Raw genomic sequence first — 25,508 nt, 5'->3', positions numbered from 1 at the left:
AAACTATTCCTTGGCTTGGTTGTTGAGCAAGCGCACACGCTCAAGCCCAATACCACAGCCAGTAGTTGGCAATGCTGCATTGACCTCCTCCATTTTCACAAGCTTTTGTTCCAAAGCCGAAATTACCCCTTGCGCTCGATGTTCAGCTTCCAACGCTGCTTGCCTTTGTCGCTCCATCTCAAGCTGTGCACGTACAGAAGCCTTGATAATCTCCAACTGCCAATACAAATCACGCGCCTTTTCCGCCTTTAAAACTTGCGCTTTCATAAAGCCAAAAGCCGCTAACATCACACTGACCAAAAACAACAAACCAAAAGACAGTTTTGAAAGTGGGCTAAACATTGCGCTTATCCCCCCACCCCGTTATCTCCACCCCATCATAGGAGCTGCTATGCCGCTTATGGGAATGTTTCCTATTGGAAAAATCCAACGAACCAAAACCACGATGCACACCCAAATTGCCAACAATAATCGCCACCATCGAAGGAATAGAAATACCTGCCATATCAACAATATGCGGTGCCCCCCACAAGCCACCAGAAACGAGCAAAAAAATAACCCCCCAAGCAAACCAAAAGGACCACCACAAATAGAGCCTAGAACCACGATAAGACGGTTTCATACCTTCACCTCGCCTCCAAGTTCCAAAAGCTTTTTAGCGCGGTTTAAATAGGTCAAACGTTGCACAAGTCCATTCTTGCCCCCATTAATTGCTCTAGTAATTCTGAGCAAATCATCTTGGTCAGCAAGCCTATTTAAGCCTCTCGTCTGCCAAAACCAAACAGCAGACCAAAGAGCAGCTGGAAACTGTTCCAGCACTTGCGGAAAAGCTTCACAATCAACCGCCTGATCATCCACTGAGTGCCAAAACTTCGTAAAACGACGATAATTATTGCGTCCCGTTAATTGGATCAAACCACGCCCCTTAAAGCGCACACCATCCCCAGGGTTGACATTGCCTAAATCTTTGCGTCCCTCATAAGCGCGCCCAGAGGCATATTCACAAACGGTAAAAAAACCATCACTCTCATGCGCACATTGGCTTAAAAAATGTGCAACACGCAAACGTGTCGTGATCGCACCATAAGACAAAGCTTCAGGCAACGCTCGTGCCATTTCAACGATAATAAAATCTTGGCGCGCATGATGCGTCAGTTTAGGCGCAAGGCGATGAAGAAAAGAGGCATCTATTGAAATCATAACAAACCACTCAATGAATAAAAATCCATTCGCAGTTTATGAAATCTCACGTCCCCAATATAAGCCTGACACTGTCAGTCAAAACTCTCAATACTCATAAAACTCTGGAAATAATAAACCTTGTGGTTCTTTTGAAGAAATTTTCTTCTTCAAGCGATAGGCTGTACGCACATGCATACCAGAAACAGCAGCTGCAGCATCCACCGACCAGCCTTTTTGCAACGCTTGCACCATTTTTTGCCGCCGTTCAGCATCTCTGCCAAGGGGAATAAGAAGGCGCACACCAGAACCATTAAAACAAAAATGGTTGATGAGTTGCTCGGCTTCTTCAAACCCAACAATTTCAATCAACCAATCAGCATTATCAAGACGCCCTGGAAGATAAACCTGTCGTCCACCAAAAGCCCGCATCATATTCCATGCTGCTTCACTGCCCGCAACATCAGCTATTTCACGCAATAAGGCAGGAAAATCGCTATAGATTTCCTCTTGCATGCATGCTTACCCCTCGCTTTTAACACTTTTACGGATTTTCCGCCCCCAAACATTCATCACTTGTCTAAAATCGCCCCCACTCATCTCACCCAAAGCTTTACCACTTAACACCATAACACTTTGATGAAAAGCTTCCACATCAAACACAGCATCGGGATTCAAACACTTCCATTGGGCACGCAAAATCAAATATCCTGGCATTTTCTGCCAAGAATCTTGAATCTTTTTCCCTTTCCAGTCAACCCCACCCTCACGCTGCAACCAACCTTTCAACGCCTCAATGGCTTTGCCCGCATCATCGTTATCGCGTAAAAAGCGAATATGATCAATGCCTGTCTGTCTTTTCACAAAGGCAAGCAACGCCTTATCTGAACGATCACGAATAATGCCAAGATTCCACCCAGCAATCCAGAGTGCCTGTAACTTCTTAGCATATTTACCCTCTAAACGCTTCACATTCGGCTCAAAACCAAACGCTTTCATTTCAGCGACAACTAAACGTTTCTCTAAAAAGTCCAAATCTTTCGCCGATTGCTTGCCTGTCAAGCGATAGAGCAGTGCGCGATAGGTCTCATCATCAAGACCTAACGCGCGTTTTCCCATATGAAGGACAGCTAAAGACATGTCACCCCCTCACGTCTTCGCCAGATCAATGGTCACAGCACGCCAAGGATGCTCCAATGTATCACGCTCATAAAAACGCACATACTCCTTAGATGTTGTCACTCGGAATGACTCACGAATAGCACGCATCGCCTCATTCCAGCGTGGATCATCAATATCCAAACGCAACAGCATAAAGATCTCCCCCCGATTCACCTTGCCTTCTTTATCCGTATTAAAAGCACGCGTAATAATCGCACGGATTTCAGGTCGCGCATCCGCAGACCACTCATTTAAGCACTCATCAAGAAGGCTTTTGGCAATTTGCAATTGCGGTCCAAAATCAACACTTTCCTGTACCTGCACCTTAATGCGTTGCAAACCATCAAAGCTTGTGTAAGTACAATTGCCCTTTTTGCCACGCCGCTCCACACCATATTCTTGCGCAAGCAAGCTATCAAAATCACTCAAATCCGTAATTGTATGGTTGTTAAAACGTGCAATCCTTGCCGATAACTCTTTCGCAAAACCCATAATTTTGCGCACCGTTTCATCCTCTAACAAATCCGCAGGGCGGATCAGGCTTACAGGTACCAAAGCCCCTTTTGCATCCTTCATATAACGCGTACCTTCAAGTTCAATTTGTGGATTCATCACCAATGTCCTCCTTATGTTTTTTGAAACCGACGAAATGGCACAACATCCCCTGAAGAAGGCGCACATCCCGCTTTCAATTGCCAACGACACCGCATAAGCTCATGTCCCAAAACGTGGTTATAGCCTGCCAAGCGGCGCAAATAATCATTCAATTCTCGAACATCTTTCGCACTTAAAAAAATCCCATCCATTTCATGTTTTAACAAGGCAGAGCGCAAAGCAACCAAGCAATCTCTCACCATATAAGGGTTCCGTTCCATCATTTTCCGCCTCCAAAATCCATATAAATCACACGATTGCTCTCATCCGCATCAGAGCTGTCACACTCAGCCAAAACTTCTGCAACTTCAGCTTCCAAAACCGCATCCGCTTCCCCCAAACGATGAACACTCAACTCCAGTTCAAGCAATAACGCCAAATCAACACACAATTTAAGCTTTTCTCCAATATCAAAACCGCATTGATAATCGTCATAAAGACCAACAAGCGTATCGGATAATTCTTTGTCGCATAAAGGGATCATGCCAATTCCTCCACGTCACGGTTTTTCCATGCCGCTTTGACATGTTTCAGGGTCACCTCACACCCATCTCCAAGCGCTGCCATGCGTGCCAACATCATGGTTTTGTCAATTTGCCGCAAAGCTCCAGCCTTTAAGCCAATCCCTGTCAAAAACTTTATCGCACCAACATCCTCAATCCCCCAATCATGAATGCGCGCAGCAATATCCTCACTATAGGGCTTGCGCCGTTTCAGATGCATCGCCAAACGGCTTTTAATTTGTGCATAAGAGGGACCATTTTGACGATGAACCAACCGCCCCGAGATTTCATCATTCCCAACCAAAGCCAACCCTGTGCCATTAATATCAACAAAATGGCGCAACTGATTAATCGCCTCATCCGTTAAATTTTGCGCCTCATCAACGATCAACAACGTGCCACTCCCCACGCGCTCTAATTTCTTACCAATCGCACGCGTTAAGCGGGTGGGATTATATTCCACCACTTCCAATTCTGCTGCCATATCATTCAAAATACCGTGAACACTGCGCGTATGCGGGCTGGCTGTCACCAAATAAACATGCGGGCGGGTAGAGCGATAATGGCGGCAAGTTTCGGTCTTACCACTGCCCGCATCAAGCGTAATCATCACCATATCCCCCGTGCTTTGTGCCAGTGTTAAAGTATCAATGATCTCACTGGCTATACGATTCCTCTGAAAGGCTGGTTTTTCAGGGATCTTCTCCAAAAACCCCGCCGTTTCCTTTAAAACCTCAACCCATTGTTGAACCTTTGCATTTTGCTTACCCAATTGCCCCGCATAACTGCCTGCATACCATTGCGAAAACGTCCCATCCGGCATCCCTATGCGCCGTGCCACCTCTGCTTTCGACCAATCATTCATTTGCCCCAAAGCTCTCACCGCATCCACAAGCTCATTCCATAAAGCAATGTCATCACTGTTGCGGTTTTGTGCTGTGCCATTGGGCTGAATTTTAGGTCGCGCCCAAGGATTTTTATCGACCGTTGCATTTATCGCGTTTTTCATGTATATTCCCCTCTCGTATTGATTTTAGACTATTGATAAGGGGAAGGGCTCCCACCCGCCCCTTATCTTTTGTCTTCGATAAACATTTAAAAGCCGTACGCGATACTAAAACGGCTAACCTTGCAAATCCCCTCTCTTTCTCACACATCAGAGAACTTGCTAACTCCACGCATCTCTCCCGATCAGGCAAAGACACCTAGAAACTTCATGTATTGATTAAACTTTTAAAGGATTAAGATTCCTCCCCCCCTTTCTTTGTTAACGCTTCAAGCTGATACGCGATACAAAACCAGCTTCCTTTTGAGAATTCTTATAACCCCCCCTCTCTTTTCCTATTTTCTTATTCTATTGCTTGGGAAACTTGATCACCTCACGCCCCTCATCAGAGGCGGAAAGCTTTCTCAAAGCTTTATGCAAGTGTTGACTAAATTCTTCCTCCCCCAAAGCCTCATCATCGTCTGCTTTCAAAGCTAAATTCCCCACATTGTTTGGCATCAAGCGGCTCACCTTTGGCTTTATCGGAAGCTTCGATTTGAACGCTTCATCCTTTTTCTCAAGGCGCCCATAAACATCTGCCAAATGATCAGGCGCAAGCTTTGCCGCTAGCTGTTTTTCTGCTTTAACAGCCTTCACATATTCTTTACGCAAACGCCCATTCAAGCGCGCCGCCTGCTGGTCATAAAAACCTACATCACAAAGGCATGGTGCCAAACAAAGCAACCGATTGTTCAAATCATAAACCCGTAAATCTTGATGCAAATTATCCGGATCAAAGCGTACAATCACCTTTTGCCCCGCATGCTCATTCAACGCCCGCGCCCAATAACGATTGCCATAAAAATGGATCTCGCCCGTACCCTTTTGCGCACGCAATGCCTCAGAGGTTAAAAGCCATAAAGCCCGTTGTGCCGCCGTTGCTTGCCGAACTATCGTTCCCTCTGCTTGCAAACTCTCTGCAAAGGTCTCATCAAAACTGCGCCCCGCACAATTAACCGCCTTACGCCCCGCTTGCGCATTGTGTGCACAAATTTGCGCACCAACATGGGCTTTAAACGCTTCAAATCCTATCGCGCGCTTGCCATAATCTTCAGGCTTGGCATCCGGTTTATTGCCCGTATAAGCCCCCGCACAAAAGGGATGTTTAGAAATCGCTTCTGCCAGATCACGCCATGCCCGCTCAATCGGTTTAGACTGTCCGCTATAAGGGGTGGTCCATTGCAATTGCACCCCCAAACTCGTCAAAAGCCCCTGCGGATCATCCGGCTTAATCTTAAAGCGAAAGCGATTTTGCACACCTCCAGAAATCCACTTGCTGGTAAAGGCACGCCCATTATCCAAGGTCATCCGCTCTGGTATCCCATAAGCTTCCACCATATCCCCAATCACCAAACGAACGATTTCCCAAGTCTCAGCATCCGACAAGCGCCACGATAAAATCTTGCCCGAATAAAGATCTTGAATGGCAATCAGATAAAGCCGCACAGGCTTCTCTGTCCAAGGAACATTCACAAAAACATCCAGCTTATGTCCATCCATATTCACCGCTTGCAGTGCATGCAGGCTTGAGCGATCACGCCGTTGTGCCGGATAAAGCTTTTTTGCCTTTTCTTCTCCCTCACGCGCTAAAACCACAACCGCTTTGGAAATTTGCCTGTTAAAACGACGCCGCAAAGCCCGCTCAGAAGGAATGGGCTGCCAACCCCGCTCCTGCGCAACCGAAACCATGCGCCGATAACACGCTGAAAAAGCAGGTTTAGAGGGGCGCAAATAATCCGAACAAAAAATCTCCCACGCCCCCTCATGACACGGCGCAAATTGCGAAACATTCTCCTCACCATAACAAGGTGCAAGCGCTGCCAACCAATCAGGGCGCTCATACCCTTCAACCATCTGCCGCCAATTAAAAAGCGACATCCGGCTCACACCAAATTGCACAGCACTTAAACTTGCCGCATCATGCACACCCATACCGGCATGGAGCAAATCTTCCCAAAAGCAAAGCGCCTTCAAACGCTCTTCACAGCGCCTTTTATGCGCCTTTGAAAGCCCCTCATAACGCACCCAAACACTTGTCTTTTGCTCCCCTTGCGTTTGTTTCACATCAACAGCCCCACCAAACCGCACCAACAATGCCGCCCGTGCCTCTTCCGGCAATAAAGAGATGTGATATTCCCAAACCGGCTTGGTTTTGCCTCCCACTTTCCTCGAAAGTTCAGAGTTTTTTCTCCAATATGCCCGTCCGTGGTTTTCAAGACTTTTATATGTTTTCGGCAACCCTGGCAAAGCTGCCTCAGCCAATTCGGCAATACGAAACCATTCCTTCATGGCTGCCCCCTTTTAATGCGAACCGGCGTTGCGCGCATGGCTTTCAATTGCGCTGCAATCTCCCGCTGTTCCTGCTGAAGCCGCGCAATTTCTGCTAAACGTGCCTCATCCCCCTGCAACAGCAACAATCCATCTTCACTCACCACCTCATCCCAGAGCCAAAATGCCTCTGTCGCCCGCACAAATGCCTTAAACCGTGGCAGGGAAATATCAACCTGCTTACTTTCCGCAACATAAGCATCCAAACTCGCCTTACTTAAACAACCAATCCCTAAATAATGCGCCATACGCTCCGCAATCACACTGCGCTCATGCCGGCATTCTCTCAAAGCCCGCGCCATCGCACGCTTAATGCGTGAGCGAAACCGCCCTAAATCAATCTGCGCAACGGGTTCGCGGCAGGGAAAAACCGGCTTTTGGAAAAAATCAAGCTGCCCGCAACCATGCCTCTTCATGACAGCACCTCCCCCGATTGCTTGTTCAAATAATCATAAAACCGCGCCTTTGTCTGCGCATCTGCTCTCTGCCAAACACCCAATAACTGAGCAAAAACCCGCTCTTGTTCATTAATTTGCGGAGGCGTATTAACCCCATTGACCAAATCAACAGCCCGCCGTAAATCCCCCTCAACCTGTTGCAAAGCAATTGCCACCCGCCGTTGCGCAACCGGCTCCATCTTGGCAAGCTTCAACAATTGCGCTTGATTATCCGCCAATGCCGTCCCTCGCAAAACCGCCCGCAACTCCGGCTGTAAATGCTGGGCAATGTTGTTAAGACGTCTTACTGATTTTGAAGACAAGCCAATACGGTCCGCCACATGTTCGGCAAAAGATAAAACTGTCCCTTTACCACTTTCTTCATCTGTATAAGAAATAGGGACAACTTGTCCCAATTTCTCACCTCCGATCAAAGGATCAACTTGATCCTTTGATTTTTCATCCCCTTCACACCCAGTTTCATTATGCTCTGAAGAACTATCTTTTGGCAAAGGGACAACTTGTCCCTTTGCCACTTTGTCTCCTTCACACCCAGTTTCGTTATGCTCTGAAGAACCATCATTTGGCAAAGGGTAAACTTTACCCTTTGCCATTTTGTCCTTTGTATATTGATTACCATGGTCACCGCCACGTTGAATCTCCCCGTACTTCTTTTCCCACAATTCGCGGTAAGTCTGGACAAAAAGCGCACGATCAATAACAGACAATTCATTACGAAAGAGGTTTTCTGCCACTTCTAAAAGCGCAGCATTATCCTTATCAGCCTGCACCACAACCGCATCAATATCACTATAGCCCAAAAGCTCAGCAGCACGAAGCCGATGCGCTCCAGCAATAAGCGTATAATTGCCCTCTTTAGCATTGGGCGTATGGCGCACCGTAATCGGATTCATCAATCCCTCCCGCGCCATTGATTGTGCAAGCGCCTTGGCATGCTCATCATCCACAGGGCGTATACGCTCCGGCACCACAATCACATCAAGAGCAAGCTTTTGAAACTGTGCCATCACGCCCCCGCCTTTCTGATCTCTTTAAAGAACAAATCCATCGCACGCCCCGCCCATCTTCGATAAGCTTTCGCAAAAACGGGTTCTTCCAAACGCCGGTTAATGGTACGCAAAGAACGAGCAACAGCAGTGCGTTCACGCTCTTGCATGGCAACAAGACGCCGCCGCGGCACCTCAAACTGATAATGCAAAATATGAATAACAATCTGTCGTGCTAACGCCGCATCAAATAAGCAGTGCGGAGGGTCAATAATATACCGGATTGGCAAATGTTTAAATCCACTACTCACCGCCTTAAAAGAACAGGCAAGCATAGCTTCCAAACGTTCAGCTTCTGAATAAGGATTAACGATATCGCTTCTGGCTTCTGGGGTCCATAAATTACAAGCAGCAACCATAACCACCCCCTATAAAAACAATATGACAACCCCCTAATCGCCAGAACCAACCCATCCAAACGGCTGTTCTATGATGCAACTCTCTGCAATTTATCTTGCCCATTTCGTATTGATCTTTAGACATTGATAAACCTTTTTATCTTATGGTATTTAAATTCATGGCAAATGCGCAAAAACGCAAAGCCGTGTAACGAAATTCAAGCAGCATTCCCACGCAAAGCAGAATGCGCACGCGAATCTGTGTTGGCATGTTTTGCTGCTTTAAAAATGCGACGGCGACTTTTGGGGTAGCGGTCGCTAAAAACTTGCTCAACGGGCAAACCGATAAAATCGGCAATAGCGCGTTCGGCTTTCTCGTTAGACCGTGTCCAAATGTGTTGAACACTGGATGACGATAGTTGATAAGCTTTCGCGAGCTCCGCCAAGGTCATATTACGGCGGCGTAGCTCGGCTAAAATACTATGGCGATCCCAAACTTGGATGCATGTTTGTGTGGTTGTCATAACTTTCGCTCCTGCTTCAAACGGATGCTCAAACCATCCGTTTTTTGTGGGGTTAAATGTATAATAAACGCCCTTCGTATCGGGCTCTAATATGAGGTATATCTACAAATGGGATATTAGTCAACCCCATTTGTAAACATTTATAATATGAGACGACAAAAAAATGAGCCCAAAACTGCATTAGCAAAACGACTCACAGAAGTTAGAAAGCTTGTGGGCTTATCTCGTGATATATTTTCACTTAAAATTGGTATCAGTATTCAAGGGCTTGGAAATTACGAACGCGGTGATAGAACTCCAGATGCAACGGTTTTATCAGCATATAAAGAAAAATTTGGAGTAAACCTGAATTGGCTTTTGACCGGTGAAGATGCAATGTTTATAGACATGATGATGGCTCGGTCTTTCAATATCTCTCCGCCTACCATTCCTGCTGGACTCATGAAAAAGCTTGGTCGTATAGCTTATACAACCTATCGCGATGCTAAAATAAAACTCCCCCCTGAAGATATAGCGGAACTCGCGGCGGAACTTTATAAAAAACTGCAAGAGCTTGTTCAAGACATCAACGACATGGAAGAGGTCGAAGCGACTTTCCCTCTTCTTAAAATTCATTTAAAGCGTCAAATAGAGGCTGAAAAAGAACACTCCAAAGCTGCACAAAATTCGGCTTAATGCTACTCTAAAATGAATGGGGGAATCTCTTTTTAAAATCCTGTAATTTAAGCTAACCTAAATATGAATAAGGAGCATTTTTGGCACGCCCCGAACTAGAACCTAAAACACCATTGGCAAAACGCCTACGTGAAATAAGACGAATCCTCGGAAACGAAGAACGCGGTGCTTTTGCCAAATCTCTTAATTTGGCAAAAAATACGCTTGCAAATTATGAGCTTGGTATAAATGAGCCACCAGCATCTATCGTAATTGCCTATCACAAAATTTATGGCGTAGACTTTCATTGGCTTCTCACTGGAGAAGGCGAAATGTTTACAGACATGGAAAAGGCGAAAGCAGCTGGTTTTAAAGCACCAACCATACCTGCTGGTCTCATGAAAAAGCTTGGTCGCATAGCTTATACAACCTATCGCGATGCTAAAATAAAACTCCCTCCTGAAGATATAGCGGAACTCGCGGCGGAACTTTATGGAAAACTGCAAGAGCTTGTTCAAGACATCAACGACACGGAAGAAGTCGAGCTTATTTTACCTCTTCTAAAATTGCATTTAAAGCGTCAAATAGAGGCTGAAAATGCACATCCAGAAACTACATAAGATACAGCTTAATGCCTCTTTAATATGAAAAATGAAAGTGGAAATCTTTTTACATTAAAAAATTTATATAAATTATTGATAAAAAATGCTTTTTACTCAATTTTTAGAGATTTCCACGTATATATGGAAATCTTTTTTGCTTTTTTGGTCATTTTGGGCTGATTTTGGAGTAAGCTTCACAATTTACCGAATTTTTTTCACAGGGTCTTCAAAGGCGGTTTTCTGGGCTTTCACAGACTTTTCAAAATTTTTCACAGGGTTTTCAAAGACCTTTCAAAGCCTTCTCTCATTTTTACCATGAAAACGCATTTTTTTCTGATTTTCGCTCTTTTTTACAATTTTAGGTGTCAAAATCTATTTTGACAAAACGCGCATTTAATGGTAAAAATTATACATAAAAACAACAAATTACCACGTGTTCCTACCTAATCCCACCTTTTCCCACTTAGTATAAAACCTAGTGTCAAACTACACTCAAAGAGTTTTAAGATTCGTAATTTCTTGTGAAGCATCTATTGGATTGGGGCTTAGATCATAAGATAACAATTTTTAACTTAGACGGATTTTTTCTGGAAGGTTACCGTTGTCTATTAGGTCGTTAAATCCGTGTAAAATAAGCTTGAAAAGCGAGATGGACAATTCCCATTGGTTCATGACGTTATTTGGCAACAATAACTTTATTTCTTGCAATCCCGAGAATAGTTTTTTCAGTATTCGCGGCAGATCTTTTACGACCTTGGCAGGTTATAGAGGCGTATTTAAAAGAATTTGGGATTACTTTTGAGCTAACGGATTTTCTTACAGCCCCAATATTAAAAGATTAATTAGAAATGATGAGCCATGACAAGAAAAACAAATGTTAAACAAATCAAAAATTGACTTATCATTAGAGAATAATTTTTGCTCAAAGGTACGTTTTTTACCAAAATCATGCCCTAAAATGAAGGTTGTTGATTTTCCAAATGGAGTATCTTCTGTTAATTCAACATTTGCTTCAGACACATTCAATATTGTCTCTGCTAAAAGTTTACAAGAAACTATACCTACAAACCAAGCAAAATCCATAATCCATTCCTTTAATGCACAAAAACTACCTTTAGCTTGGTGGGTTGAACCTCATTCGTCTCATTATAAAGTTGATGAAGTTCTCTTATCTATTGGTTTAGAGCATGTTGAAACAGAGGTAGGAATGGCAGCTTTAGCACAAAATATAGACTCACATGTTACTTCTACGCCAGATAATTTCAAAATCAAGGAAGTTGAATCACTTCAAGATTTTAGAGATTACGGAAATGTTATGGCATCAGTCTTCGAGCCTTTTGATGAAGAAGCGGTTATATTTTATGAAACAATAGGCCGTTGTTATAAAAAAGATCCTGATGTAGAGATGTTCGTTGGTTACATAAATAATAATCCTGTAGCAATATGTTTTTGTATTAAAGCAGATGGAATTGGTGGAGTGTATGATATTGTCACCAATCCAGATTTTCAGAAAAAAGGTGTTGGGCCATTCATGACAAAAATTGCTATTGAGCATTTAAAAAGAAAGAAATGTCATGTTATTGGTATGCAAGCATCTCACGAGGGAATTGGCATTTATAAAAAATTGGGTTTTATAAACTTTGGTGAATTTAAAGTTTATTCCAATAAACACATGATCATTGAGCGATGAATTCTTTTCATCGATAAGCGAACTTATTATTTTCAGCAAAACTCAAATACAGAAAACCAATCTATACAACCAAGAAAGTTTAGCCAATCTTCTTTAATACTGATAGTGAAAAGTTAAAAAAGTTATTACAAATATAATTGTTTCAAATGACTCACTCAAATTTTCTTACTTTTATAATTTTCAGGATCATTGTCTTAAAAAAGATATCTATCACAGATCTAAGTTGAACAAGTGAAAATTTTATTTGATATGATCGATAATTTACTGTCTGTTACTGATAATTATAAAAAACTCGAAAAAGCAAATATTTAAAACTACAGTTATATCATAGTTTGTTAGATGGTTAGTCTGTTAGTCAATTAATAGAAAAAATCTTCGCTTTATACAATAACCAAAGGAGCTTCAAAACCCTTTCAAAGGTCCTTTATGTATATTGTTTCTTTTTTAGATTACAGTTGATGATGAGAAATCTCTTTAAAATAAACATGTTAATTAATAATATAAGTGCACTCTACTTGAAGCATACTATTTTATATGAGGAACAAAACTTCAATCAACGTAAAATAAGGTGTTGAACAGTCATAGTGCACAATAAAATCAAATCATTTTAAATACTTAATGGTGAAATCCATTAAATGACAGAATAAAAATTCAAGTTTGAAAAGATTAAACCACACGCTACAAGTCTATTGAAACTCCGATTGTGCGATCGACTACCTTCTCGCTAAAACTTAATCACTATAAATATAAAAACCTTAAAGCCGCTCTAAATCCATAAAATTTTCTAGATCTTGCTGTATTAAATGTTGAAACTCCTCATGGCTGCTCATCTGAAACGCCAATAATTCCATAAAGCAGTTCCATAAAAAAAGGATAATGACGTTGTAATATCCGAAAAAATTCACCACATCACCTGAAAGATCATTGATAATTCCATCAGGACGTATCAATTGCCATTTAGAAAACCCTACCCATGCCGACAAAAAACTCTGTAAATGTTAGATATATTCAATAATTTTTATAACGATTTTGGCTCATCCTGTTTTGCCACCAATGTAAGAAACAGCAAATATAGTGGGATCAGCCAGCTTTAATATCGCCTTGTAAAAGGTCTTTCCCTCTACTCTTTTTGCTATCAAATCCTGATTTTACAATTCCTTGCTCTCTTTTTATACTCAAAATTGCCTCTGAAACAGGATAGATTAATCGTAAAAAATATATAAAAGAAATAGATTATAACATTTTTTTCTCATTCTTCTTAATACAAAATAACTGTTAATCTACAATGCGCTAACACTTATCAGTCATAAGTCCAAAACAGCATATACAGCATATAATGACGAAACAAATTCATAGAGTGAAGATTTTTCACAATCAATTATTGTATTAATCTTTCCATAATGCATAAAAATGATGAAGCGGCCCTCGCCCTTTCCCTACTTTTAAAGCATTTGAGGCAGTTAAAGCGCCATGCAAATAATCTTTTGCTTGTTTAACAGCGCAATCCAAAGGTTGGGTAGGTAACAGAGCTGCAATGGCGGCAGAAATGGTACACCCTGTCCCATGATCATGAGTAGTTGAAAGACGAGAAGCTTCAAGTATAACAAGGTTTTCACAATCACAATAAAGATCTGGACTAGAATAATCGTAATTTTCTGTACTATTCTTGGTAAGCGTATTCAAATGTCCCCCTTTTAACAAAACTGCATGACACCCTAGCGCCAAGAGTCGTGGAGCATATTGATACATAGTCTCTAAAGACCATTGCACTTCACCTCCCAATAACAGTGCAGCTTCAGGCAAATTTGGCGTGATCAAAGTTGACATCGGCACAAGAACATCACGCATAATTTCAATTGCATCAGACTTTAAAAGAACATCACCACTTTTTGCAACCATAACCGGATCAAAAACAATAAAACGTGCTTTATGATAAGCAAGACGTTCTGCAATAACCTGTGCAATCTGAGCATTTGCAACCATACCAATTTTAACGGCATCAACATGGATATCCTCAAAAACAGAATCAATTTGATCTGCAACAAAAGAAGCATCTAATGCCTGAAAAGAACGCACACCCTGAGTATTTTGTGCAACAACAGCTGTAACCACACTCATACCATAAGTTTTCATAGCTGAAAAAACCTTCAAATCCGCCTGCATTCCAGCGCCACCAGAAGGATCTGTTCCCGCAATAGATAAAATCCGTGGAATAAAAAGTTTATCTTTTTGTAATTCCATCAACCTCTTTCCTTCTGTTTTTAAATATCGGAAAATGAGTTACCGAAAAAATAGATGCTTGAAAAAACATAAAGAAGATGTTTTCTCATGTGAATTATATTATATACGAAGTCTTCTTATAGATATAAAATGGAAAATGTAGTGCTTATCCTTCGTTCTATTCTTTTTACGTTCGCTTTTTATACAACAACTTTCATACAAATGATCCTTTACGCTCCCGTTTATTTTTTAATGCCCCGCAAAAAGGCATGGATTGTCCCTAAAACATGGGCGCGCGTTACACTCTTTTTGCAAAAATACATCGCAGGTACAAGTTATGAGATTGAAGGTTTAGAAAATCTTCCCAAAGGAGCTTATATCATTGCTCCAAAGCATCAATCGGCTTGGGAAACTTTCAGTCTTGTTCCCTATTTAGATGATCCTACTCTCATTTTAAAACGTGAATTGATGTGGATTCCATTGTTTGGCTGGTATATGGCAAAAACACAAATTATCCCCATTAACCGTACAACGCCCATCAAAGCCTTAAAAATGGTTATACAAAAAGCAAAAGAGAAAGTAAAACAAGGGCGCCAAATCTTGATTTTTCCCGAAGGAACACGCCGACAACCCGGTCAAGAACCAGATTATAAGTCAGGAATTGTCGCGCTCTATAATGAATTAGGGCTTCAAGTTGTGCCTATTGCACACAATGCGGGTTTATATTGGCCACGCAATAATTTTCGCCGCTATCCCGGAACAATTCGTGTCCGTATTCTTCCCCCGATAGAAGCTGGTTTAAGCAAACGTGATTTTCTAGATCAACTTGTCCAAAAAACTGAAAAAGCATGTGATGAACTGCTTCTCTTAGCAGCTCAAGATCCTACCCCTCCTCCTATGCCACCATACGCTGTTCAGAAACTTCAAAAACTAAATCATTCATCATGAAACAATGTATTGATTGATCAGAATAACGCATCACTTTGTATATTGAGCGGCGTATATGGAACAAAAATATAAGAAAGATACTTCAAACTTTCTAATTCAAAATTATAAAACACATGTACATTATAAGAAATGACCAATGTATGAATTTTTTTTGAGAAAGAATTCTTCCTCTCTTTAAAATCGTTTAAATAACATACATAATATTGATTTATAAGGATATTTTATCGTTATTCAACTTGAATGAGACCTCGAAATACCGTAAGATTCTCTCATTTCAAATCTATTCCATATTGAATCAATTAGAATCATTTGCTTGCACATTACAAGCAGGGATATCTGTGTGAATAAAACGATACAAGAAAAGATTAAATGCTTTTTACGACCCCTCTCAAGTGCCAAGGGCTGTCCTAACAGGAGGACAAGAAAAATGTATGATTATGCCGATTCGTTCCTTCCTAAGAAACATCAATCCCCCAAGAACCTGAAATCTTGTACAATCTTCATTATTTAAAAAGTATTTCTTAAGATACTGTAAGTCATCAAACCAAATTCAAGGGGAAAATAAAAATGAGTATTGGTTTTTATCTCCGAGACACAACGGATACAGCAATTAACCATCTTTCCTTCCTAACCTAGACTTAAAAGCTTTGTGTGCTACATTAAAACAATTCTAAATAACGAATAAGAAGGAACTCGATTTAAATTAATGCAACGTCTCTTCTATAATTTATTTTTTTCTGTGATTTTGAGTTTATTCAGCGCTGTTGCTCTAGCGCAGCCTTTTATTTCTGTTGATGTTACAACGGGGCATATCTTAAAACATAATCAAGCTTTTGAGCGTTGGTACCCTGCTTCCTTGACAAAATTAATGACCGCTTATGTTATTTTTCGTGCCATGAGCCGAGGGGAAATTTCACCAGACAAACATATCACCATCAGCGAATACGCCGCAAAAGCTCCCTCATATCGTTCAGGCTATAAAGCTGGTTCTGTACTCACACTTGATACAGCCTTAAGTATCACCATGGTTAAATCTACCAATGATTTAGCCATTGCCATGAGTGAAGCTGTTGCAGGTTCACAGAAAAATTTTGTACGTAAAATGAATAGAGAAGCTAAACGTTTAGGCATGTTTGGAACGCATTTCGCAAACGCAAGTGGTTTACCAGACCCTCAAAACTACTCCACGGCACGCGACATTGCTCTTTTAGCCGTTCAAATACGTCGAGAATTTCCACAATATGCTCATTATTTTTCTATTCCAGCCATTGATTTTGGTAACAATCGAAAAGTCCAGCATAACTCAAACAACCTCATTGGCCGTTTTTATGGAATAGACGGTATGAAAACAGGCTTTATTTGTGCCTCGGGTTTTAATCTTGTTGCCTCAGCCACACGCAATAAACGTACAATTATTACTGTCATTCTAGGTGCTAACAACATAACTGAAAGAGAAGAAAAAGCTGCACAACTTCTTGAAACAGGATTTTTGCACCAAGGAAGACCCCAATTAACACTAGCAACATTAAAACCTTATGGGAGAAATATAACACAAGCCAACAATATGAGACAACAAACATGCACACCTGAAGCCATAAAAATGCATGCAAATTCATATGATGATCAAGGAAATATTATTCTCACCTCACCTTTTATCACTGCTCCACCTCCTTTTTCTCATCCTTTACCAGTACACCTCATTCGTACGCCAAAAACACCTAAAATAACAGTAAAGCCACTAAGAAAGCCCTATAGTTCGTATAAAAGACGCGCAAACCATTCTATAAAAAAGCCATAAATCATAATCTACGATTAATTATAATACTTTGATTTATAATGATAATTAATTATTTTGTATCTTATGTTAGAACCACAAATGTTGTAAGATTCTCTCATTTCAAATCTGTATTTGTTGAATCAATAAAAACCAGTCTCTTGCACGTCACGAGGTAGATGAACATGTAGATAAAATAATTAAAACAAGGAATAAAAATTCCTCCTATAAGTTCTTTCAAGAACCAAGAATTATCATAACATTGACGCTAAAAAAGTGTATGATATACCCTGCATACACCTACCTTTATAAGCGTAAAGATAGTGGTACAATGGATTTCATAGGGTATTAACCATTATATCCCTCACGGACACCATTATAAATTGGTTAAACGTACTGAAATATGTTTTTTTAAAACAAAACCACGGTTGATGATTAACATGAAAATAAAGCGCATCCCTCTCACGCTTATTACTGGTTTTTTAGGCTCTGGCAAAACAACTTTGCTCAACCGTATGCTACAAGACCCTCTTTTAACAGAATGTGCTGTTATCATCAATGAATTCGGCGAAATCAGTATTGACCACCTTCTAGTTGAAAAAACGACAGAGGGAATTATTGAGCTTGCCAATGGCTGCTTATGCTGCAATTTACGCAGTGATCTCATCGACACATTAATTGATTTAATAAATCGCGTTCAGACAGGACAGATCAAACAACTCCATCATATTATCATTGAAACCACAGGGATGGCTGATCCCGCCCCTATTTTACAAATACTTTTAAGCCACCCGTTATTTATTCAAACATTGTCCATAAATGCTGTTCTTGCAACATTTGATACATTAAGCACACTTTCCATATGTGAGCGCTATCCTGAAATATATAAACAATTAATATTTGCTGATAAAATTATTCTCACCAAAACAGACCTTATGACCCAACAAACGCTTTCAGATACGCTCCTTAACACACTTAAAACGATTAATCCTACAGCACAAATCATTGACGCCCATTCTGAAGATTTCTGTTCAAAGCTATTAATAAATAACACATTATGGGATGAAAAAGTAGAAAATACAAAACTTAAACAAAATCTTACGACTACCCCACATGATCATACCCCCCATAAAACCATTCGTACCTTTTCACTCAACTGTGAGGGTCCTGTTGATTACGCCACAATTGAAGCTTTTTTAGATCTCCTACAAGAGCGTTATGGTACAAAACTATTACGTATTAAAGCAATTATCGCACTGCATGATGACCCTTATCGCCCACTTGTATTACATGGCGTACAAACATTTTTTCATCCTCCCATAAGATTGCCAGCATGGCCAAAAGGAATAAAACAAACACGTTTTGTCATCATTGCCGATGGTGTTGAAAAGGAAGCAATACAAAAGCTCCTCAATGCTTTTTTTAATAAACCAGCAATAGATACTGCAGACAAAACAGCTCTCTTAGAAAATCCTCTGATCATTCCAGGAATAAAATTTTAATTTTTTCTCACCCTCAATGATATAACATTAAATTCATTGGCACCACCATCTTTATGCTTTTAAAGGAGCAAACTGATAGCCTCATACTCTTGCCAGTTAAAAATGTTTTAGAAAACTTGGCACTTTAGAGTACTCATGAAAACTATCTGTGCTCTTTTCTTTAAGAGTTTTATTCACATGCTAATCCAATTTTATGGTGTGCAAAAAATGGTTTCGATTGATTCATTATAAACAGATTTTAAGATAAAAGGATCTTATGATATTGAGTCCCTCAATTCAAACTAAAAATAATAAACTGTCATTGTAAATCAAATTGTTATGATAAAAATTTTAATATCCATAAATCTGTAATCAGATTGTTTTCTCTCTAAATGCACTTCATCTGCGAACCACTTCATGCGATTCATTTCACAGACCGATTGGACAAATTCTTGGTTCTAAAATATTCTGCTCAACTCTATATTTACTCCAGCTAAGTGAAATCAAAATCCCTGTTAAGAAAAAAACAAAATCAGACAGAGGCAATATCGCATTTTAAAATGTGTGAATGTATCTTATATAATAGCACGACAAGATAATATTTTACAGCATGAAAGAATAAAACTCTTTGAAAGAAATAAAAAGAGAAGTACATTTTATATTAACTTACTCTTCACTAAAAATGAAGATTGACCGATGTGCAAACAATCCAACTTCTTTGAGAAAATTCCTCTTGGCTTCCCACTTCATCTGATTTACTTACATAAGACTCTATGAAAAAACTCTAGGCTTTAAAAGACTGACTACTCACTTAAACACCTTATGCGTAAAGTTTTTGCATATCCTGTATCGCCATTTATAAGTGATAGTGTCTACGGTCCATCAGGATACAATAACACTCACTGCAATAGAGAAACTGAAGTTTTATCAATATCGCGATTAAAAACGTAACGTTTTCCATAAACTTCAACAGTTGGAGGCTGACGATTTTTTTCAAAAAAATCATAACCTTTCTTAAGCATAACCCAGAATTGATAATGAGGATCATTGCTATGACGTAACATATTATCCTCGGTCATGCGGAAAGGAAAAGCCTGCAACTGAAACTCTCTTTGTCCTCCTTTAAAAGCATCCCGTGCAAACGCATAAATTTGAGCCATGTTCTTATCACTCATAGAATAACAACCTGCGGAAAAGCAAGAACCGTGCACCATAAGATTGCTTCCTGTACGACCATTTTCCTGATCATAAAGGTTAGGAAATCCTATATTAAAAGAAAGATAATATTTTGAATAAGGATTCATTTGGTTTGCGCTAATAGTATAAAAACCCTCTGGTGTCTGAAGATCCCCTTCTTTATATTTAGGTCCAAGCTTACCAGACCATTTGCAAATGCCATAGCGAGCAACCAAGATAAAAAGCCCTGAACGAGATTGCTTCCAAACTTCAGCAAGATTTTCTTCCTTGAAAAATCGCATTACAATTGGTGCATAAGGATCAATATCGTACAAAGCCATTCTGTTCTGGATTTCTTGTGGCAACGGCTGCTCAACTTTGGCACGAATAGAAGCTGGCAATCTTCCCCCACATGCCGCCAATATTCCCATTACAAACAACACACACACAGCGAGGAATCTGCTAAATGTCATCGAATAAAACTCCAATCCAACACCCCTCACAAAAAATAACCTATGTTAGAGATCGACCAATTTGAAGGTATTTTTCCCTTCGCTCTTGTTTAAGAGCTTCACCATCTTTTCCAGCCATAACTTTTAAAGCCTCTGAAATAACATCACCCGTTGCATCAATGACAATCTCTTTGCCACGATGCGCTCCCCCTAAAGGTTCCGAAATAATGCCATCAATAATCTTCAAGCGATACAAATCTTGAGCGGTAATACGCATATTCATTGCAGCATCTTTTGCACGAGCTGGATCACGCCATAAAATAGAAGCTGCTCCTTCTGGTGAAATAACAGAGTAAATTGCGTGCTCCAACATATAAACTTTGTTGGCAGCCGCGATTGCTATCGCCCCTCCAGAACCGCCTTCTCCAATAACAACGGAAACCACAGGAACTTTCAAACGCAAAGTTGCAGCTGTTGATTGAGCAATTGCTTCCGCTTGCCCACGTTCTTCAGCGCTTACCCCAGGATACGCACCTGCTGTATCAATAAAAGTGAGAAGTGGCAAACCAAAGCGGTCAGCCATTTCCATAATACGTACAGCTTTACGATAGCCTTCTGGACGTGCAGAACCAAAATTATAACGCAAACGTGTTTGCGTATCGTGACCTTTCTCTTGACCGATATAAGCAACTGCTTCTCCCCTAAAGCGTGCAAACCCAGCTTGAATAGCCTCATCTTCAGCAAACTTGCGATCTCCTGCCAAAGGCGTAACATCACTCAATAAGCGTTTAGAATAGTCCATAAAATGGGGACGATCAGGATGACGAGCGACTTGTGTTTTTTGCCACGGCGATAATTTTTTATAAATATCGCGCAACGCTGTTTGGGAACGCGTTTCAAGACGAGCAATCTCGTCACTCATATCAAGACTGCCTTTTTCCTGAGAAATTTTTTTTAATTCAAGAATTTTCCCATCAAGATCAGCAACTGGTTTTTCAAAATCAAGATAATTATACATTTGTACCAACTCATTCAGTGTCACTTATACACTTATAATTTGCTTTATAAAGTCTTTTTCAAAAACATCACCTTTTCTTTAACGAGCCTTTTGCTCATCGGCAAGTGGATGATGCTCATTAACTAAACGATAAAGTCCCTCTTCCAACACATGGGTATAAATCTGAGTGGTAGCAATATCAGAGTGACCTAACAAATGTTGAACGGCACGCAAATCAGCACCATTTTGCAAAAGATGGCTAGCAAAAGCATGGCGCAACACATGGGGAGAAAAGTGTTTACTTTCAATTCCTGCCCTTGTGGCGAGATTTTTCAACTCCCGTGCAACAACTTGACGCGCAATATACCCTGTTTCTGAATGCGCTGGAAAAAGATAAGAACTTGCGGCATCCTTTCCCTGATCACGCAAATTTAACCACTGCAAAAGAACTTGATATGCTTTTTTTGATAACAGCACCATTCGTTCTTTTTTGCCTTTACCACGAACCAAAATGCTGTATGCTTTCCCCCGAACAGCCTGCACAGGCAGACTCACCAATTCACTAATGCGTAATCCTGTTGCATAAAGCATTTCACTCAATAGCTGAAGACGCAATGCACGCAGATAATCCTTAGATCCATAATGAGCTTGATTAACTTCTAACTGTGCTAAATCAAGCAATTTTATCACTGCATCTTCACTCATGATTTTTGGCAAAGGACGCCCTTGGCGAGGTGCATCAATATCATGAGAGGGATCATCTGCTCTCAACCCTTCAGCATAAAGGAATTGATAAAACTGACGCAAAGTTGATAAACGGCGCGCTTGCGACGATGCCGCAAAACCAAAAGTATGCATAAGCGACAAAAGAGTAATTAAATCTTCTTTTTGTGCTGAAAAAAGCGAAACAGAGTGTGAAGACAATTCGTCTTGTGCCCACTGCAAATCATGCTGATAAGCCGCAAGCGTATGAGGTGAAGCCCCTCTCTCCGCGCTCATCATCTCAAGAAAATGATCTATCACAGCACCACTTTTCATTTCATTGATTCGCTTCCGTAGAAAGATTCCATGAATCCAAGGGGACATCAATGTACATATCCACAGTTACTGGTTCAACCCAAACCACAAGAGCACCCATTATAATGAAAAGAACAGAAAGCAAAATGAAAAGAATCATCAAAAATCTGGTCAATGTTGGCATAAGATAATAACCTACCAAAAATATTCTATCTCGTATTATGCCTCACAAAGATTAACAGGAATTGACTTTAAGATGGATAAATGCCGAAATAAAGTTATGAAAAGCAATCGACCAAAACGCGTCCCCATAACACAAATAAAGAATCAGCTCTTATCGTCCCTTGATAAAAGAGTACTTGTCCTTGTTGGTCTTATGGGGGCAGGAAAATCAGTGATCGGAAAACGCGTCGCCACCATGCTCCGTTTACCCTTTTATGATTCTGACCAAGAAATTGAAAAAGCTGCGCAAATGACAATCACTGAACTCTTTGAAATTTATGGTGAATCAGAATTTCGTGCTCTTGAACAGCGTGTTATTCTAAACCTCATAAAAAAAAGTCCCCTTGTTTTAGCAACAGGTGGTGGTGCCTACATAAATGAAAATATCCGAAAAGCCATTCACCAAAAGGGTATATCCATATGGCTAAAAGTCGATCTTGATATCCTCATGAAACGTGTCTCAAAACACCCAGCACGCCCCCTGCTTCAAACAGCTAATCCTAAAGAAACCATGCAAAAACTCATGGAACAGCGTTATCCTATCTATGCAAAGGCAAACTTAACAATTAACAGTCATAAAGAAAGCCGTCATACCGTAGCACAAAATGTTATACGATCTGTACAGCACTACCTATACACAGAAATTAACAATAGGGACAACCAGCATGCAAACAAAGACCGTCACTGTTAAACTGGACAAACACTGTTACGATATCATCATTGGTCCGAATCTGATTGCACAAGCTGCTTCACAGATTAAACATGCTCTTAACAAAAAAGATCCTCATCCAACGCGCTTGGCACTTGTTACAGATACAAATGTTGCTTCTCTTCATTTGGAAATATTACAAGCAGAGTTAATAAAAAATAAAATTCATACTGTCCCTATTATTGTAGAAGCAGGAGAACAATCAAAATCATTTTCAACCCTGCAAATTGTCATCGGTCAAATTCTTGCTGCGCGTTTAGAAAGAGGCGATTGTGTTATTGCTTTTGGTGGTGGTGTCATTGGCGATCTAGCAGGATTTGCGGCAAGTATAATCCGCCGTGGTATGAACTTCATTCAAATGCCCACAACGCTTCTTGCACAAATTGATTCCTCCGTTGGTGGAAAAACTGGAATCAATAGCCAATATGGTAAAAATCTTATTGGTACTTTTTATCAACCGCAATGCGTTATTGCTGACACATGTCTTCTTGATACCCTACCACCGCGCGAATTTCGTGCTGGTTACGCAGAAATGGTTAAATATGGACTCATTAACCAGCCTGATTTTTTTGAGTGGCTTGAAAAAAATGGGAAAGAAATTTTTTCCAATGGCCCAATACGAACAGAAGCTATTGTCCGCTCATGCCAATTTAAAGCTGCCATTGTAGCACGTGACGAACACGAAACAGGAGAGCGCGCACTCTTAAATCTCGGCCATACATTTGGACACATGCTTGAAACAGCAACCGCCTATGACTCAGACCGCTTAATCCATGGTGAAGCTGTAGCAATTGGAATGGTTCTAGCGCATCAATTCTCTGCTCAACTAAATTTAATAAGCCCCACGCTTATACAACGCATTGAAGTCCACTTCAAATCTATAGGGTTGCCGACACAATTAAAGGATATCCCAGGGAAGTTACCAGATGCTGAAATGCTGATGACTCTCATTGCCCAAGATAAAAAAGTTTCGCAAAACAATTTGACCTTCATCTTAACACGCGGACTTGGTCAATCATTTATTGCAAAAAATGTCTCTCCGGAAGCAGTTTTGACTTTTCTGGAACAAAAATTAGCAGAAATTCGTTAATTCATATTGAATATAATTGATTCGTTTTTATACTTCTATTAAAGGAATAAGTATGATGATGTCTGCGTAGCTCAGTAGGATAGAGCACAGGATTCCTAAAGAAATTGGGCGCTTTAAGGAGAAATCCTCAAAGTGGATCTGCTCAAATTCGGGGAAAGCTTCATGGGAGACTATATGCCAATGCCAATCCCGAGCCAAGTCTCTCCTCAAATGAGAGAAAGGTGTAGAGACTGAACGGGCAGCACCTAAAGAGCTAAAAGCTTCAAGGTGAAGAGACAGTCCAGACCACAAACAGCCATGAAAAGCTGGCGGTGAAAATCGAAGTGGTATGAATCCTGGGGTCGCAGGTTCGAATCCTGCCGTAGACACCATTGTATCAATCAAATTATTCTTTGTGAACAATATAGGAATATAGGGAAGCATCATGAAAAAAACTTTACATTTTTTAGGATTTTTCACCGCTTTAAGTTTATCAATCTTCAGCTCAAACAATAGCTTAGCTGGTTCTTTTATCATTGAGGTACCAGACAATCCAGAGCCAAAAACTGAGACCATTACCTACCAGTGCGATACTGGAACAGGTAAAGAACGCGTTGAAGCGGTCTATCTCAATGCTGATAATATTTCGTTGGTTGATTTCAAATGGAAAGGAGAGCGCGTCGTTGCTGCAAATGTAGTCGCAGACACAGGGGAAAAATACGAAGGAAGCTGGTATATTTGGTGGAAAAAGAACAACGAAGTCACACTTTACGATCATCTTCGTGATCCAGAAAGAAAAACCCCCATCCACTGTAAAGATGAATCAACATTGTTGTTCTAAATAACGAAGGAATCATTATGAAAAAAACTCTTTTTAATTTACGGTTTTTAGCCGTTTTAAGTCTATCGCTTTTTAGCTCAACGAGTGCCTTTGCCGGCTCTTTAGTCATTGAGGTACCAGACGATTCAGAACCAAAAAAAGAAACCGCTGTCTATCAATGCAGCAATGAAACAAAAAAAGAACGTGTTGAAGCAACCTACTACACTACCAATGATATTGCATTAGTTGATCTCAAATGGAATGGAAAGCGCATCATCGCTTCCAATGTCGTTTCTGCTTCTGGAGCAAAATATGTAGGGGGTGAATATGTTTGGTGGACAAAAGGAAACGAGGCCTCATTCTACAATACTCTTACTGAAGACCACGCAACGTCCCTCACGTGTGTAGAAGAAAAAAGCACAGAATAAAGAAGCTTCTTGT

At 40.5% G+C, this 25,508-nt stretch carries 30 protein-coding genes; 10 read left to right on the top strand and 20 right to left on the bottom strand.

Annotated elements, in window-relative coordinates:
* Positions 1–3: 3 nt before the first annotated feature.
* The 15 genes from ACFIKY_RS02510 to ACFIKY_RS02440 all read right to left on the bottom strand — a co-directional run bounded on the left by ACFIKY_RS02510 (position 4) and on the right by ACFIKY_RS02440 (position 9,236).
* Positions 4–342: a hypothetical protein gene (locus tag ACFIKY_RS02510; protein WP_375661348.1), complete on the bottom strand. Its 339-nt coding sequence runs from the start codon at positions 340–342 to the stop codon at positions 4–6.
* Positions 335–622 carry a hypothetical protein gene (locus ACFIKY_RS02505; RefSeq protein ID WP_375644708.1) on the bottom strand — a complete coding sequence of 96 codons (288 nt, stop codon included), beginning with the start codon at positions 620–622 and terminating at the stop codon, positions 335–337. Before ACFIKY_RS02505 ends, ACFIKY_RS02510 begins: the two co-directional genes overlap by 8 nt.
* Positions 619–1,200, bottom strand: a complete 582-nt coding sequence (locus ACFIKY_RS02500) for a glycoside hydrolase family 19 protein (protein ID WP_375661347.1) — start codon at positions 1,198–1,200, stop codon at positions 619–621. Before ACFIKY_RS02500 ends, ACFIKY_RS02505 begins: the two co-directional genes overlap by 4 nt.
* Positions 1,201–1,287: 87 nt before the next feature.
* Complete coding sequence (locus tag ACFIKY_RS02495) at positions 1,288–1,695, bottom strand: helix-turn-helix domain-containing protein (RefSeq protein ID WP_375647509.1); 408 nt, start codon at positions 1,693–1,695, stop codon at positions 1,288–1,290.
* A gap of 6 nt (positions 1,696–1,701) precedes the next feature.
* Positions 1,702–2,319, bottom strand: coding sequence for a regulatory protein GemA (locus tag ACFIKY_RS02490; protein WP_375661346.1), 618 nt, complete (start codon positions 2,317–2,319; stop codon positions 1,702–1,704).
* A gap of 9 nt (positions 2,320–2,328) precedes the next feature.
* Positions 2,329–2,952, bottom strand: coding sequence for a DUF3164 family protein (locus ACFIKY_RS02485; protein WP_375644723.1), 624 nt, complete (start codon positions 2,950–2,952; stop codon positions 2,329–2,331).
* A gap of 14 nt (positions 2,953–2,966) precedes the next feature.
* The gene (locus tag ACFIKY_RS02480) at positions 2,967–3,218 is read right to left on the bottom strand and encodes a hypothetical protein (RefSeq protein ID WP_375644704.1); all 252 of its coding nucleotides are present in this window, start codon (positions 3,216–3,218) and stop codon (positions 2,967–2,969) included.
* Positions 3,215–3,478, bottom strand: a complete 264-nt coding sequence (locus ACFIKY_RS02475; RefSeq protein WP_273755273.1) for a hypothetical protein — start codon at positions 3,476–3,478, stop codon at positions 3,215–3,217. Before ACFIKY_RS02475 ends, ACFIKY_RS02480 begins: the two co-directional genes overlap by 4 nt.
* Positions 3,475–4,506 carry an AAA family ATPase gene (locus tag ACFIKY_RS02470; protein ID WP_375613740.1) on the bottom strand — a complete coding sequence of 344 codons (1,032 nt, stop codon included), beginning with the start codon at positions 4,504–4,506 and terminating at the stop codon, positions 3,475–3,477. The genes ACFIKY_RS02475 and ACFIKY_RS02470 overlap by 4 nt, the downstream gene beginning before the upstream one ends.
* 345 nt (positions 4,507–4,851) lie before the next feature.
* The gene (locus tag ACFIKY_RS02465) at positions 4,852–6,831 is read right to left on the bottom strand and encodes a transposase domain-containing protein (RefSeq protein WP_375661345.1); all 1,980 of its coding nucleotides are present in this window, start codon (positions 6,829–6,831) and stop codon (positions 4,852–4,854) included.
* Positions 6,828–7,286 carry a hypothetical protein gene (locus ACFIKY_RS02460; RefSeq protein WP_012232200.1) on the bottom strand — a complete coding sequence of 153 codons (459 nt, stop codon included), beginning with the start codon at positions 7,284–7,286 and terminating at the stop codon, positions 6,828–6,830. Before ACFIKY_RS02460 ends, ACFIKY_RS02465 begins: the two co-directional genes overlap by 4 nt.
* Positions 7,283–8,335: a ParB/RepB/Spo0J family partition protein gene (locus ACFIKY_RS02455; RefSeq protein WP_375661344.1), complete on the bottom strand. Its 1,053-nt coding sequence runs from the start codon at positions 8,333–8,335 to the stop codon at positions 7,283–7,285. The genes ACFIKY_RS02460 and ACFIKY_RS02455 overlap by 4 nt, the downstream gene beginning before the upstream one ends.
* Positions 8,335–8,733: a hypothetical protein gene (locus tag ACFIKY_RS02450; protein ID WP_375661343.1), complete on the bottom strand. Its 399-nt coding sequence runs from the start codon at positions 8,731–8,733 to the stop codon at positions 8,335–8,337. The genes ACFIKY_RS02455 and ACFIKY_RS02450 overlap by 1 nt, the downstream gene beginning before the upstream one ends.
* On the bottom strand, positions 8,717–8,857 hold the full coding sequence (locus tag ACFIKY_RS02445) for a hypothetical protein (protein WP_375661342.1): 141 nt from the start codon (positions 8,855–8,857) through the stop codon (positions 8,717–8,719). The genes ACFIKY_RS02450 and ACFIKY_RS02445 overlap by 17 nt, the downstream gene beginning before the upstream one ends.
* Positions 8,858–8,930: 73 nt before the next feature.
* Positions 8,931–9,236: a helix-turn-helix transcriptional regulator gene (locus tag ACFIKY_RS02440; RefSeq protein WP_005864619.1), complete on the bottom strand. Its 306-nt coding sequence runs from the start codon at positions 9,234–9,236 to the stop codon at positions 8,931–8,933.
* 147 nt (positions 9,237–9,383) lie between these two features.
* On the opposite strand from ACFIKY_RS02440, the gene ACFIKY_RS02435 reads away from it, so the two are divergent.
* From ACFIKY_RS02435 to ACFIKY_RS02425, 3 genes are all read left to right on the top strand, one after another.
* Positions 9,384–9,911 carry a helix-turn-helix domain-containing protein gene (locus ACFIKY_RS02435; RefSeq protein WP_375661341.1) on the top strand — a complete coding sequence of 176 codons (528 nt, stop codon included), beginning with the start codon at positions 9,384–9,386 and terminating at the stop codon, positions 9,909–9,911.
* A gap of 80 nt (positions 9,912–9,991) precedes the next feature.
* Positions 9,992–10,510: a helix-turn-helix transcriptional regulator gene (locus ACFIKY_RS02430; RefSeq protein ID WP_375661340.1), complete on the top strand. Its 519-nt coding sequence runs from the start codon at positions 9,992–9,994 to the stop codon at positions 10,508–10,510.
* A gap of 856 nt (positions 10,511–11,366) precedes the next feature.
* A complete protein-coding gene (locus ACFIKY_RS02425; RefSeq protein WP_375661339.1) occupies positions 11,367–12,182 on the top strand; it encodes a GNAT family N-acetyltransferase in 816 nt (271 codons plus the stop codon).
* Positions 12,183–12,937: 755 nt separating this feature from the next.
* Here ACFIKY_RS02425 and ACFIKY_RS02420 read toward each other — a convergent pair.
* Both ACFIKY_RS02420 and thiD read right to left on the bottom strand, forming a co-directional pair.
* A complete protein-coding gene (locus ACFIKY_RS02420) occupies positions 12,938–13,165 on the bottom strand; it encodes a hypothetical protein (RefSeq protein WP_375661338.1) in 228 nt (75 codons plus the stop codon).
* 403 nt (positions 13,166–13,568) lie between these two features.
* The gene (thiD, locus tag ACFIKY_RS02415; RefSeq protein WP_375635329.1) at positions 13,569–14,423 is read right to left on the bottom strand and encodes a bifunctional hydroxymethylpyrimidine kinase/phosphomethylpyrimidine kinase; all 855 of its coding nucleotides are present in this window, start codon (positions 14,421–14,423) and stop codon (positions 13,569–13,571) included.
* A 129-nt stretch (positions 14,424–14,552) separates the two neighbouring features.
* Here thiD and ACFIKY_RS02410 point away from each other — a divergent pair, with 129 nt between their 5' ends.
* The 3 genes from ACFIKY_RS02410 to ACFIKY_RS02400 all read left to right on the top strand — a co-directional run bounded on the left by ACFIKY_RS02410 (position 14,553) and on the right by ACFIKY_RS02400 (position 18,626).
* Entirely contained in the window at positions 14,553–15,350 is a 798-nt protein-coding gene (locus tag ACFIKY_RS02410) for a 1-acyl-sn-glycerol-3-phosphate acyltransferase (protein WP_015857082.1), read from the top strand.
* A gap of 706 nt (positions 15,351–16,056) precedes the next feature.
* Entirely contained in the window at positions 16,057–17,148 is a 1,092-nt protein-coding gene (locus tag ACFIKY_RS02405; RefSeq protein ID WP_375646917.1) for a D-alanyl-D-alanine carboxypeptidase family protein, read from the top strand.
* A gap of 416 nt (positions 17,149–17,564) precedes the next feature.
* Positions 17,565–18,626 carry a CobW family GTP-binding protein gene (locus ACFIKY_RS02400; protein WP_375661337.1) on the top strand — a complete coding sequence of 354 codons (1,062 nt, stop codon included), beginning with the start codon at positions 17,565–17,567 and terminating at the stop codon, positions 18,624–18,626.
* 878 nt (positions 18,627–19,504) lie between these two features.
* Here ACFIKY_RS02400 and ACFIKY_RS02395 read toward each other — a convergent pair.
* The 3 genes from ACFIKY_RS02395 to ACFIKY_RS02385 form a co-directional block, all read right to left on the bottom strand.
* Positions 19,505–20,254 (bottom strand): L,D-transpeptidase family protein, encoded by a 750-nt coding sequence (locus ACFIKY_RS02395; RefSeq protein WP_375635332.1) that lies wholly within the window; start codon positions 20,252–20,254, stop codon positions 19,505–19,507.
* A gap of 40 nt (positions 20,255–20,294) precedes the next feature.
* Positions 20,295–21,251, bottom strand: coding sequence for an acetyl-CoA carboxylase carboxyltransferase subunit alpha (locus ACFIKY_RS02390; RefSeq protein WP_375644415.1), 957 nt, complete (start codon positions 21,249–21,251; stop codon positions 20,295–20,297).
* A 78-nt stretch (positions 21,252–21,329) separates the two neighbouring features.
* On the bottom strand, positions 21,330–22,268 hold the full coding sequence (locus tag ACFIKY_RS02385) for a site-specific tyrosine recombinase XerD (protein ID WP_375661372.1): 939 nt from the start codon (positions 22,266–22,268) through the stop codon (positions 21,330–21,332).
* A 259-nt stretch (positions 22,269–22,527) separates the two neighbouring features.
* Here ACFIKY_RS02385 and ACFIKY_RS02380 point away from each other — a divergent pair, with 259 nt between their 5' ends.
* From ACFIKY_RS02380 to ACFIKY_RS02365, 4 genes are all read left to right on the top strand, one after another.
* Complete coding sequence (locus ACFIKY_RS02380) at positions 22,528–23,160, top strand: shikimate kinase (protein ID WP_375661370.1); 633 nt, start codon at positions 22,528–22,530, stop codon at positions 23,158–23,160.
* Positions 23,135–24,268 carry a 3-dehydroquinate synthase gene (gene aroB / locus ACFIKY_RS02375; protein WP_375661336.1) on the top strand — a complete coding sequence of 378 codons (1,134 nt, stop codon included), beginning with the start codon at positions 23,135–23,137 and terminating at the stop codon, positions 24,266–24,268. Before ACFIKY_RS02380 ends, aroB begins: the two co-directional genes overlap by 26 nt.
* Before the next feature lie 424 nt (positions 24,269–24,692).
* Positions 24,693–25,088 (top strand): MliC family protein, encoded by a 396-nt coding sequence (locus ACFIKY_RS02370; RefSeq protein WP_375635334.1) that lies wholly within the window; start codon positions 24,693–24,695, stop codon positions 25,086–25,088.
* Positions 25,089–25,105: 17 nt separating this feature from the next.
* The gene (locus ACFIKY_RS02365) at positions 25,106–25,495 is read left to right on the top strand and encodes an MliC family protein (protein WP_015857091.1); all 390 of its coding nucleotides are present in this window, start codon (positions 25,106–25,108) and stop codon (positions 25,493–25,495) included.
* Positions 25,496–25,508: the final 13 nt, after the last annotated feature.

This window comes from Bartonella sp. CR127HXZ (assembly GCF_042194555.1).
Classification (GTDB): domain Bacteria; phylum Pseudomonadota; class Alphaproteobacteria; order Rhizobiales; family Rhizobiaceae; genus Bartonella; species Bartonella grahamii.
Note: the sequence above shows the minus strand (reverse complement) of the source record. Positions and strands in the feature narration are given on the sequence as shown.

Excerpts from the sequence above, each read along its gene's own strand:
- ACFIKY_RS02465 (WP_375661345.1), bottom strand. The coding sequence starts at position 6,831 with ATGAAGGAATGGTTTCGTATTGCCGAATTGGCTGAGGCAGCTTTGCCA.
- ACFIKY_RS02495 (WP_375647509.1), bottom strand. The coding sequence starts at position 1,695 with ATGCAAGAGGAAATCTATAGCGATTTTCCTGCCTTATTGCGTGAAATA.
- ACFIKY_RS02475 (WP_273755273.1), bottom strand. The coding sequence starts at position 3,478 with ATGATCCCTTTATGCGACAAAGAATTATCCGATACGCTTGTTGGTCTT.
- ACFIKY_RS02410 (WP_015857082.1), top strand. The coding sequence starts at position 14,553 with ATGGAAAATGTAGTGCTTATCCTTCGTTCTATTCTTTTTACGTTCGCT.
- ACFIKY_RS02380 (WP_375661370.1), top strand. The coding sequence starts at position 22,528 with ATGAAAAGCAATCGACCAAAACGCGTCCCCATAACACAAATAAAGAAT.
- ACFIKY_RS02510 (WP_375661348.1), bottom strand. The coding sequence starts at position 342 with ATGTTTAGCCCACTTTCAAAACTGTCTTTTGGTTTGTTGTTTTTGGTC.
- ACFIKY_RS02480 (WP_375644704.1), bottom strand. The coding sequence starts at position 3,218 with ATGATGGAACGGAACCCTTATATGGTGAGAGATTGCTTGGTTGCTTTG.
- ACFIKY_RS02400 (WP_375661337.1), top strand. The coding sequence starts at position 17,565 with ATGAAAATAAAGCGCATCCCTCTCACGCTTATTACTGGTTTTTTAGGC.
- aroB (WP_375661336.1), top strand. The coding sequence starts at position 23,135 with ATGCAAACAAAGACCGTCACTGTTAAACTGGACAAACACTGTTACGAT.
- ACFIKY_RS02405 (WP_375646917.1), top strand. The coding sequence starts at position 16,057 with ATGCAACGTCTCTTCTATAATTTATTTTTTTCTGTGATTTTGAGTTTA.
- ACFIKY_RS02460 (WP_012232200.1), bottom strand. The coding sequence starts at position 7,286 with ATGAAGAGGCATGGTTGCGGGCAGCTTGATTTTTTCCAAAAGCCGGTT.
- ACFIKY_RS02490 (WP_375661346.1), bottom strand. The coding sequence starts at position 2,319 with ATGTCTTTAGCTGTCCTTCATATGGGAAAACGCGCGTTAGGTCTTGAT.
- ACFIKY_RS02455 (WP_375661344.1), bottom strand. The coding sequence starts at position 8,335 with ATGGCACAGTTTCAAAAGCTTGCTCTTGATGTGATTGTGGTGCCGGAG.
- ACFIKY_RS02395 (WP_375635332.1), bottom strand. The coding sequence starts at position 20,254 with ATGACATTTAGCAGATTCCTCGCTGTGTGTGTGTTGTTTGTAATGGGA.
- thiD (WP_375635329.1), bottom strand. The coding sequence starts at position 14,423 with ATGGAATTACAAAAAGATAAACTTTTTATTCCACGGATTTTATCTATT.
- ACFIKY_RS02485 (WP_375644723.1), bottom strand. The coding sequence starts at position 2,952 with ATGAATCCACAAATTGAACTTGAAGGTACGCGTTATATGAAGGATGCA.
- ACFIKY_RS02450 (WP_375661343.1), bottom strand. The coding sequence starts at position 8,733 with ATGGTTGCTGCTTGTAATTTATGGACCCCAGAAGCCAGAAGCGATATC.
- ACFIKY_RS02470 (WP_375613740.1), bottom strand. The coding sequence starts at position 4,506 with ATGAAAAACGCGATAAATGCAACGGTCGATAAAAATCCTTGGGCGCGA.
- ACFIKY_RS02440 (WP_005864619.1), bottom strand. The coding sequence starts at position 9,236 with ATGACAACCACACAAACATGCATCCAAGTTTGGGATCGCCATAGTATT.
- ACFIKY_RS02370 (WP_375635334.1), top strand. The coding sequence starts at position 24,693 with ATGAAAAAAACTTTACATTTTTTAGGATTTTTCACCGCTTTAAGTTTA.
- ACFIKY_RS02445 (WP_375661342.1), bottom strand. The coding sequence starts at position 8,857 with ATGTCTAAAGATCAATACGAAATGGGCAAGATAAATTGCAGAGAGTTG.
- ACFIKY_RS02390 (WP_375644415.1), bottom strand. The coding sequence starts at position 21,251 with ATGTATAATTATCTTGATTTTGAAAAACCAGTTGCTGATCTTGATGGG.
- ACFIKY_RS02385 (WP_375661372.1), bottom strand. The coding sequence starts at position 22,268 with ATGAAAAGTGGTGCTGTGATAGATCATTTTCTTGAGATGATGAGCGCG.
- ACFIKY_RS02500 (WP_375661347.1), bottom strand. The coding sequence starts at position 1,200 with ATGATTTCAATAGATGCCTCTTTTCTTCATCGCCTTGCGCCTAAACTG.
- ACFIKY_RS02365 (WP_015857091.1), top strand. The coding sequence starts at position 25,106 with ATGAAAAAAACTCTTTTTAATTTACGGTTTTTAGCCGTTTTAAGTCTA.
- ACFIKY_RS02435 (WP_375661341.1), top strand. The coding sequence starts at position 9,384 with ATGAGACGACAAAAAAATGAGCCCAAAACTGCATTAGCAAAACGACTC.
- ACFIKY_RS02505 (WP_375644708.1), bottom strand. The coding sequence starts at position 622 with ATGAAACCGTCTTATCGTGGTTCTAGGCTCTATTTGTGGTGGTCCTTT.
- ACFIKY_RS02425 (WP_375661339.1), top strand. The coding sequence starts at position 11,367 with ATGTTAAACAAATCAAAAATTGACTTATCATTAGAGAATAATTTTTGC.